General features: G+C 42.3%; 7 protein-coding genes. 4 read left to right on the forward strand and 3 right to left on the reverse strand.

Annotated features, from left to right (window positions below; all coding sequences use genetic code 11):
- Window positions 1-330: 330 nt before the first annotated feature.
- On the reverse strand, window positions 331-2,949 hold the full coding sequence (clpB, locus tag IM496_RS20230; RefSeq protein WP_287663063.1) for an ATP-dependent chaperone ClpB: 2,619 nt from the start codon (window positions 2,947-2,949) through the stop codon (window positions 331-333).
- A 576-nt stretch (window positions 2,950-3,525) separates the two neighbouring features.
- The gene (locus IM496_RS20235; protein WP_287663064.1) at window positions 3,526-5,427 is read right to left on the reverse strand and encodes a thiamine pyrophosphate-binding protein; all 1,902 of its coding nucleotides are present in this window, start codon (window positions 5,425-5,427) and stop codon (window positions 3,526-3,528) included.
- 404 nt (window positions 5,428-5,831) lie between these two features.
- On the opposite strand from IM496_RS20235, the gene IM496_RS20240 reads away from it, so the two are divergent.
- The 3 genes from IM496_RS20240 to IM496_RS20250 all read left to right on the forward strand — a co-directional run bounded on the left by IM496_RS20240 (window position 5,832) and on the right by IM496_RS20250 (window position 7,766).
- Window positions 5,832-6,095, forward strand: a complete 264-nt coding sequence (locus IM496_RS20240) for a HypC/HybG/HupF family hydrogenase formation chaperone (protein ID WP_002748045.1) — start codon at window positions 5,832-5,834, stop codon at window positions 6,093-6,095.
- A 116-nt stretch (window positions 6,096-6,211) separates the two neighbouring features.
- On the forward strand, window positions 6,212-7,321 hold the full coding sequence (gene hypD, locus IM496_RS20245) for a hydrogenase formation protein HypD (protein WP_287663066.1): 1,110 nt from the start codon (window positions 6,212-6,214) through the stop codon (window positions 7,319-7,321).
- A 91-nt stretch (window positions 7,322-7,412) separates the two neighbouring features.
- On the forward strand, window positions 7,413-7,766 hold the full coding sequence (locus tag IM496_RS20250; RefSeq protein ID WP_194013642.1) for a hypothetical protein: 354 nt from the start codon (window positions 7,413-7,415) through the stop codon (window positions 7,764-7,766).
- On the opposite strand, the gene IM496_RS20255 is transcribed toward IM496_RS20250, so the two are convergent.
- Window positions 7,763-8,260, reverse strand: coding sequence for an HNH endonuclease (locus IM496_RS20255; protein WP_002785544.1), 498 nt, complete (start codon window positions 8,258-8,260; stop codon window positions 7,763-7,765). The two genes, IM496_RS20250 and IM496_RS20255, sit on opposite strands and share 4 nt — an antisense overlap.
- A gap of 2 nt (window positions 8,261-8,262) precedes the next feature.
- Between IM496_RS20255 and IM496_RS20260 the strand changes: the two genes are divergently transcribed.
- Window positions 8,263-8,586 (forward strand): hypothetical protein, encoded by a 324-nt coding sequence (locus IM496_RS20260; protein ID WP_194013640.1) that lies wholly within the window; start codon window positions 8,263-8,265, stop codon window positions 8,584-8,586.
- The last annotated feature ends 256 nt before the right edge of the window (window positions 8,587-8,842 follow it).

Here is an 8,842-nt window from a genome sequence, read left to right on the forward strand (position 1 = left end):
AAACAGCACTTTTTCTCGGTCAATGATTAGGATAAGTTATAACTTAAAAATTAATCAACAACTAAAGCTTATGCTTGTAGCTAAGTGAAATCATTGATTAAGAGACCTGTACTTTTCAATGACTTTTTCAGCAAGCCCTAGCTAGTTTATAGGAGAGTGGGAAGCTTTTTTTCAGTGATCAGTGAACTGATAACTGATACAGCCTTTCCGATCAAGATGAAGTATAACCGAATGTGGTATTGACGACCGGCGACCGACTCCTGACTGCACGAAAAACTTTTTCGGTAAACCCGAAATAATCAAAGGGTGAGCATTGCCCACCCTTGCTAATTAAGCAGTTACTACCGGAGAAGCTAACCGTTTAAAGGTCAATCTTTCATCGGCCACATCGACAAAAATCGTGTCTCCCCCTTTGAATTCACCGCGCAGAATTGCCTTAGCGATCGGAGTTTCCACATATCTTTGTACTGCCCGTTTTAGGGGTCGCGCACCGTACACTGGATCATAACCAATTTCTGCTAGATAATCGAGGGCAATATCGGCAAATTTCAGGGCTAATTTTTGTTCGATCAAGCGGTCGCTGAGATTGGCTAACTGTAGTTTGACAATCGAGCGCAGTTGCGCTTTTTGTAAACTATGGAAAATAATCGTTTCATCGATACGATTGAGGAATTCGGGACGGAAACTATTCCGCATTGCTTCCATCACTCGTGCCTGCATTTCTTCGTAACGAGACTCATCACCAGCCACGTCTAAAATGTATTGAGAACCGATATTACTGGTCATAATAATGATGGTATTTTTGAAATCAACCAGATGACCTTGAGAGTCGGTTAAGCGCCCATCGTCAAGGATTTGTAACATAACGTTAAAAACGTCGGGATGGGCTTTTTCAATCTCATCAAAGAGGATGACAGAGTAGGGACGACGCCGGATTGCCTCGGTTAATTGTCCTCCTTCATCGTAGCCGACGTATCCCGGAGGCGCACCCATGAGACGGGAAACGCTGTGTTTTTCCATGTATTCCGACATATCGATGCGAACTAGAGCCTCTTCCGTGTCAAAGAGATTGCGTGCTAAAGCTTTCGCCAATTCTGTCTTACCAACCCCCGTCGGACCGAGGAAAATAAAGCTGGCCGTGGGACGGTTGGGATCCGATAAACCGGCGCGGGAACGTTGAATCGCTTCGGCCACGGCTGTCACCGCTTCCTCTTGACCGATGACACTTTCGTGTAATTCGTCTTCCAGATTGAGGAGTTTTTCTTTTTCCGATTCGATTAATTTGTTGAGAGGAATTCCCGTCCATTTCGAGATAATTTCGGCGATATCCGATTCGAGAACTTCTTCTCTTAATAAACTTTTGCCGGTGGTTTGTTTGTCGGCCAATTGAGTTTCTAGGGCGGACATTTGCCGCTGCAGATCGGTTAATTTTCCGAACTTTAATTCGGCGGCGCGATTATAATCATAATCTCGTTCGGCCTGTTGAATTTCCAGATTAACTTGTTCGATCGCTTCTTTAACCCCACGAACTTTATCGATAATCTCTTTTTCTCCTTGCCATTGGGCATTTAATCCCGATTGTTCTTCCTTGAGGTTAGCCAGTTCTTTTTCTAACTTTTCTAACCGTTCTCGCGAAGCTGGATCGTACTCCCGTTGTAGAGAAAGTCTTTCCATTTCTAACTGGAGAATTTTGCGATCAATTTCATCGAGTTCTTCCGGTTTAGAGGTGATTTCCATCTTCAATTTGGCCGCCGCTTCATCAACTAAATCAATGGCCTTATCGGGCAAAAAGCGATCGCTAATATAACGATTAGAAAGCAGTGCCGCCGCTACTAAAGCATTATCGGCAATTTTCACCCCATGATGCACCTCATAACGTTCTTTAAGACCGCGAAGAATCGAAATAGTATCGACCACATTTGGTTCATCCACTAAAACCTCTTGGAAGCGTCTTTCTAACGCCGCATCTTTTTCGATATATTTGCGGTATTCATCGAGGGTAGTGGCTCCGATACAACGCAATTCACCCCGGGCTAACATTGGTTTTAATAAATTGCCCGCATCCATTGCCCCTTGAGTGGCTCCCGCACCGACAACGGTATGAATTTCATCAATAAACATGATGATATTGCCTTGGGAATCGGTGACTTCCTTGAGGACAGCTTTTAATCTTTCCTCAAACTCTCCGCGATATTTTGCTCCCGCAATTAAGCCACCCAAATCGAGAGAAATGAGAGTACGATCTAACAGAGATTCTGGCACATCACGGTTAATAATCCGCTGGGCTAATCCTTCGACAATGGCAGTTTTTCCTACTCCCGGTTCCCCGATTAAAACTGGGTTATTTTTAGTTCTGCGAGAGAGAATCTGAATGGTGCGACGGATTTCGTCATCCCGTCCAATTACGGGATCTAATTTACCTTCCCGTGCCAATTGGGTGAGATCCCGTCCGTATTTTTCTAGGGCCTCGTATTTGCCTTCTGGATTCTGATCGGTCACTTTTTGACTACCTCTGACTTGTTGAATAATTTCTTTGAGTTTGTTTTCGGTAAGTCCGAATTCTTGAAAAATATTTTTACCGAAGCGATCATCTTTAGCGTAACCTAAAATTAAATGCTCGATCGAGATAAAGTCATCTCCAAATTCTCGACGATAATTTTCCGCTCGATCGAGTAAACTATCTAAACTACGACCTAAATAAATCGAGTCGCCGGGGTTAGAGATTTTCGGTTGACGACGGATAAAGTCATCGGTTCGATCCCGCAAACGGGCTAGACTAATATTAGCTTTACTAAAGACACTGCCCGCTAATCCCTCCTGTTCAAGAAGGGCTTTCATTAGATGTTCGCTTTCGATTTGTTGCTGGCTGTTCTGTTTGGCAATGTCCGGCGTTTTGACGATTGCCTCCCAAGCTTTTTCCGTAAATTGTTGTGGATTGGTTGGCTGCATTTTCTATAAGAGATTACTTTTATACCCTAGAGATTATTTTAGATTGACCGGTTTGTCGGCTCCTAGGGGCTTACCGTACCTAGTTCAGGGGGATTTCCCCTCAATGGTGCGATTTAAGCGGCTAAAGTTTATAAGCTGTCAGGGATTTAAACTGCGTCTTGGAAATTTTAGTACAAATGCTCGGATTCTCAACCAAGCTAAAATCTTAAGTAGCTGGTTATAATTAAATTAAAAATGAATTTTAGGTTCGATCCCCCCTGCCCCTCTTGATCTGTCCTTTAGTCACATCTTTCTTAACATTTCAAACCTTTGTAGCACAAGGCTTTCAAGACTCGGTTAACAATTTTTAATATTCGTTGTTGACACCCTTACTGACAAAGAAAAAACTGAAATCAAGTCAGGATAAGGGTTGGAGTGCTTACTGCAAAAATTGTTAAGAAAGATCCCTATAAGGGATAGCTTGATAAGGGGGGTGTCTAATAATTTTTAACGCCTACCTACTTAATTATTAAAGATGTTCACTGATAACTGATTACTGATAACTGATGACTGATTAATTCCCCCCTAAAATACTCTCTAAGCGATTAAAGATTTAACTTTACTAATGATACCAACTGGGTCAATACCTTGGTGGGGAAATTGTTCCCATAAACCGCCACAACCTTCGTGGTGAGTACCGATATAGGCGTATTTAGGAGTTAAACCGCGTTCGAGTAACCAAGAACCATAACGGCTACCTAAACCCGTGCGACGGTTAAATGCTTCTACCACTAAAACAAAGGGAGAACTACCAACTTTAGCGATAATTTCTTCATCCACTACATTGAGAGTCGGTTTATTAATTAAACCCACGTCAATACCTTCTTGTTTTAAGCGTTCCACTGCATCTAAAGCGCGGTATAAACCATCTCCAAAGCTGATGATATAACCGGCAGTGCCTTCCCGAATTACTTCATCTTTTCCAGGGACAAAGGTATAACCATCGCCAAAGAAATTATTGCCTTTAGTATCAAGAATATTGGGAGTTTTAGAACGAGTCGAGAAGATAAAACGTAAACCGGGTTGATGGAAAGTTGCCTCGACACAAGCGGTCATTTGTGCCGCATCAGCCGGGAAATAAAGACGGGTTTCGTAACCGTCATCGAGTCCATTATCGGCAAAGAAATTATTCAAACCAAAGTGACAGGTATTATCGGCCATGTCATCGATACCAGAATGGGAAAAATGACATAAAAGATTAGAATAATTCAAGCGGGCCATGGTGATTTCAGAAATACACATTTCTAGAAAAGCGGCAAAGGTGGCGAAAATTCCCTGTTTACCTTTTTCCATACCAAAACCAGCGGCTGCCGAAAGATTGCCCCGTTCCATAATACCAGAAGGAATAAACACTTCGGGATGTTTATCATGGATAATTTTCAAACCACAGGAACCTTCTAAATCGCTATCTACTACTAATACCTTAGCCTTGCGTTCTTCCTCGCTCATTTTGCCTAAAAGACTGACTACTGCTTCGCCGAAAACATTGCGGTTAGAACCCCATTTATCCCCAGAACCGAGGAATTTATAGTCATTAGAAGGCTTTTTAATACTGTTGAGATATTCCACAGCGGCACTGTGTCCTTTTGCCTCTAAATATTTTAAAGCCAAGGGGACAGAAATCACATCATGACCGTGGTTAGAACCTTCTAAACCTTCAATACCGGGACACATGGGACGTTTATTAATAATCGCAATCGGGCCCGGAGTATTAATTGCTTCACAGATATTGCGATACAAACTATCGATATCTTCCCCATCTCCCACTAACACTTTTAGACCATGGCCGGTGAGAGTTTTAGCCACATCATAACCGGGTAAATATTTGGAAGGATTACCAGCAATTGTCACATCATTATCATCAATAATTAGCTTAACATTGATGTGTTGAGCTACGGCTAAACGGGCAGCTTCTGCGTCATTGCCTTCCTGTTGAGAACCATCGGAACCTAAGCAAAAAACGGTTTTTCCGGGGTTAGCTAAAGCGACACCGTTAACGTAGGGCCACATATGTCCTAAACGGCCAGAACTAAATTTGACGCCGGGGGTTAATCCTAATTCCGGGTGTCCGGGTAGTTTAGAATTGGCCTCGCGGTAGTGCATTAATTGTTCTGGGGGTAAAGAACCTTCTAACGCAGACATGAGATATTGAGTACCGACGCGGTGTCCCGCTTCATCGAAGAAAATTGGTACAAATTGACTAGGTTGACTGCGGAAAAGAGCATCGAGAATCACCACTTCCGGGACGGTATCGTAGGGGCCGCCGGTGTGACCACCCACACCCCGGGCCGCACCCGTGGCAGTAAAAAAGATGATAGCATCGCGACAGAGTTGGATATTGGCTTTTAGGGCGCTTCTTTGGTCGTCGGTGAGGGTGGGGTTACTGGGGTCGAGACTGATGGGTTTATAGGCACTCAAATCGATGGGAAAGGTTGTCATCGTAGATTTTCCTTAATGTAGAGAAATAACTATAGTCAGGGAAATCATAGCCTAGAATGTCACCCGATCGATTGATTGAATAATTTCTTATCATTGGTGTAGTCCCTAATACAAAAGTTTTACCCCTGCTGGGATAGTGTCCACGGTCCGGGACAGGGGAAATCTTAAAAAAGATAGGAGAAAAAAAGCTGTTCTTGAGGGCAATAGTCCAGAATGGCAGCTAAGACCAAGTAAAAAGGATAACCTTTGACTCGGTTTTCCTTTTCGGGAGGCGGTCGTAGGTCGTCAATATCAAATTAGGTTATACTTCATCTTTATGAGAAGGGCTGTCAGTTGATATTAATGCAATCTCTAGCCCAAAAATCGGCGCATAATTAACAAAAACTAGATTTAAGGTAAAAACTATGTGTTTAGGCATACCGGGACAAATTACGGCAATTATTGATGAAAACCGTCATCTCGCTCTCGTCGATGTGGGGGGTGTAAAAAGAGAAGTAAATATCGCTTGTATTGTTGATGAAGACCATCCCGCTAATACTTGTGTAGGGGATTGGGTATTAGTTCATGTGGGTTTTGCCATGAATCGAATCGATGAAGATGAGGCGCAAGAAACCTTAAATTTATTAACACAATTAGCGGAATTAGAGTTAGAATTTAATCATAATTAATGTTCTTAAAGTAGTCACCCATAAATTAATGCTGTTGTCTATCTATAAGAAATGTAAATTACGGCAATTATTACTGACGACCGACAGCTAAAAATTATAATTAAAGGAGATAAACTATGAAATACGTTGATGAATTTCGTGATCCAGTTAAAGCGTCGGGATTAATTCAACAAATAGAACAATTATCGATAAGAATCTCTGAAAAGCAGCAAAAAGTTACTAAAATTATGGAGGTTTGTGGAGGTCATACTCACTCAATTTTTAGATACGGTATCGAGGCAATACTTCCAGAAACTATCGAATTAATTCATGGTCCTGGATGTCCCGTTTGTGTAATGCCACGAGGTCGTTTAGATGATGCCATTTTTCTCGCACAACAACCGAACGTAATTCTGACAACTTTTGGCGATACTATGCGTGTCCCCGGTTCCCATTTGAGTCTGCTGCAAGCGCGAGCAAAAGGTGATGATATTCGCATGGTTTATTCTCCTCGCGATGCCTTAAAAATTGCCAGAGAAAATCCTGATAAAGAAGTAATATTTTTAGCCTTAGGTTTTGAAACAACCGTTCCTAGTACCGCTTTAACTGTTTTAGAATCGCAAAGAGATGGCATCACTAATTTTAGTTTATTTTCTAATCATGTGGTGATTATTCCCGCTCTGAAAGCCTTGTTAGATAACCCAGATTTACAGTTAGACGGTTTTGTTGGTCCCGGTCATGTTAGCATGGTAATTGGCACAGAACCCTATCAAGTTATTGCCCAAGAATATCATAAACCTGTGGTAGTTTCTGGGTTTGAACCCTTGGATATTCTCCAATCAATTTGGATGGTATTAAAACAATTAGATGAGCAGAGATGTGAGATCGAAAATCAGTATGATCGAGTGGTACAAAATCAAGGAAATAGAGTCGCTTTATCGGCAATCAAGCAAGTTTTTGAACTGCGGGATCAGTTTGAATGGCGAGGTTTAGGAGAAATTGCTCAAGGAGGGTTAAAACTGCGAGATGAGTACAGTAATTTTGATGCGGAGAAAAAATTTACCCTACCCAATCAGCGTGTTAAAGATCACAAAGCTTGTCAGTGTGGCGAAATTCTTAAAGGTGTTTTAAAACCCTGGGAATGTAAAGTATTTGGGACTGCTTGTACTCCCGAACACCCCATCGGTACTTGTATGGTTTCTAGTGAAGGTGCTTGTGCCGCTTATTATAAGTATGGTAGAAATTAGTAAATTTTTTTTACTGATTGGGTTCCTTTCCGGTGAGGAAACGCTAGAATTATCACCAGAAGAAATTAACAATCTCTCGGTGATAAAAAAAATGAAGATCAAAAATAATCTGGGTTTATTTGGCTTAACTACCTCTCTGCTGCTAGTTATCGCTTCGGAAATCGTTCTTGCTTCCCAAGAACAAACCCTAGAACTGCAACCAAGTCAACCCCCCAGCGCCGATTTTTTCAAACCCGTCACCAATCTAATTAAAGATTTAAACCATCAGGGAGTAACGATCACCGATCCCAATGATCCCATGGCGGTGCGCTACCGAGTCAATTCCCCCTGTCCTGGTTGTTCGGTTTATCTAGGCACGGGAGTTGCCAATCCTCGCACCCAGACTAATAATAATGGCATGGGAATCAATTTTGGTCTTGGTTTCACCATGCCTTTCTCACCCTAAATGCCGATGACATATTTACGCCATTCGTGATTGTGATTCCCCCTAGTGTGCTTTAATAGCTCAAAGTGGAGACTACTGTAGGGACGACGCGGCTGGGCGCGCAGGGACATATTGGCCTCTTTTGGTGTACGATTGCCCTTATGCACATTACAACGCACACAAGCCGCCACTAAATTCTCCCAGGTATCACCCCCTCCGCGAGAACGGGGAATCACATGATCGATGGTTAATTGTTCACCTCGGTAGAGACAGTATTGACAGGTGTGATGATCTCGTTCAAGAATATTACGACGGGTTAAAGGAATTTCCTTGTAGGGAACACGGACGTATTGCCTAAGACGGATAACAGAGGGTAGGGGTAAGTCACGACAAACCACTTTTCCGTTATGTTCTAGGGATTCAGCTTTTCCTTTCAACAATAAAACGATCGCACGCCGCCAACTGGTGATATTTAGCGGTTCGTAGGAGGCATTCAACACGAGAACCTTGCTCATAGGTGTCTGGAGATCGCTTGAATTTACCCCGCATGGTAACACAGATCCCTGAGATGGGAACCTATTATTCATTGTTGGGGAAGTGGGGAGCTTTTTTCATTGCGATCGCCGATCTGGTAGGATTGGCAGTTAATCATATTATTAAAAACGGATTTAATATAATTAGCAAAACTAATGATATATATATATATGCAAATAATTTATATATATTGACAGTAAAAAGAAACGCCCTTAAGATGCTAACAAAAATTAATTTAGTGAATCAAGCTAGACATCCAAGCAGAAGGCATAAGTGGATTTTCCAATACTTCCCCCAATACTTCTAGAAGATGGCTCAAGTCTTTTGGGAGTAGATCAGACTTTGATGGCGACAGCACCATCTATGCTGGCTCCGACAACGCCAGAGGTGACTCCTCTAGTCACACCTCTCACCCCATCTTCTCCTAGCCTGCATTATTCATGAAGACTTTGGAAAATCCTCGAAAGCCTTGGCAAGAAGTTCATCTAGCGATCTGGCTGAAAAACAGTCTGTTTTTTGAGATGTCCTCACAATCAGGTTTTTGCCAGTTGGTGAATAATGCA

Source organism: Microcystis sp. M049S2 (assembly GCF_020245625.1).
In the GTDB taxonomy this organism is placed as follows: domain Bacteria; phylum Cyanobacteriota; class Cyanobacteriia; order Cyanobacteriales; family Microcystaceae; genus Microcystis; species Microcystis ichthyoblabe_A.

What these genes read in the sequence shown, in the direction of transcription:
- IM496_RS20250 (WP_194013642.1), top strand. Translation starts at nt 7,413, where the DNA reads ATGAAGATCAAAAATAATCTGGGTTTATTTGGCTTAACTACCTCTCTG.
- IM496_RS20235 (WP_287663064.1), bottom strand. Translation starts at nt 5,427, where the DNA reads ATGACAACCTTTCCCATCGATTTGAGTGCCTATAAACCCATCAGTCTC.
- clpB (WP_287663063.1), bottom strand. Translation starts at nt 2,949, where the DNA reads ATGCAGCCAACCAATCCACAACAATTTACGGAAAAAGCTTGGGAGGCA.
- IM496_RS20255 (WP_002785544.1), bottom strand. Translation starts at nt 8,260, where the DNA reads ATGAGCAAGGTTCTCGTGTTGAATGCCTCCTACGAACCGCTAAATATC.
- IM496_RS20240 (WP_002748045.1), top strand. Translation starts at nt 5,832, where the DNA reads ATGTGTTTAGGCATACCGGGACAAATTACGGCAATTATTGATGAAAAC.
- hypD (WP_287663066.1), top strand. Translation starts at nt 6,212, where the DNA reads ATGAAATACGTTGATGAATTTCGTGATCCAGTTAAAGCGTCGGGATTA.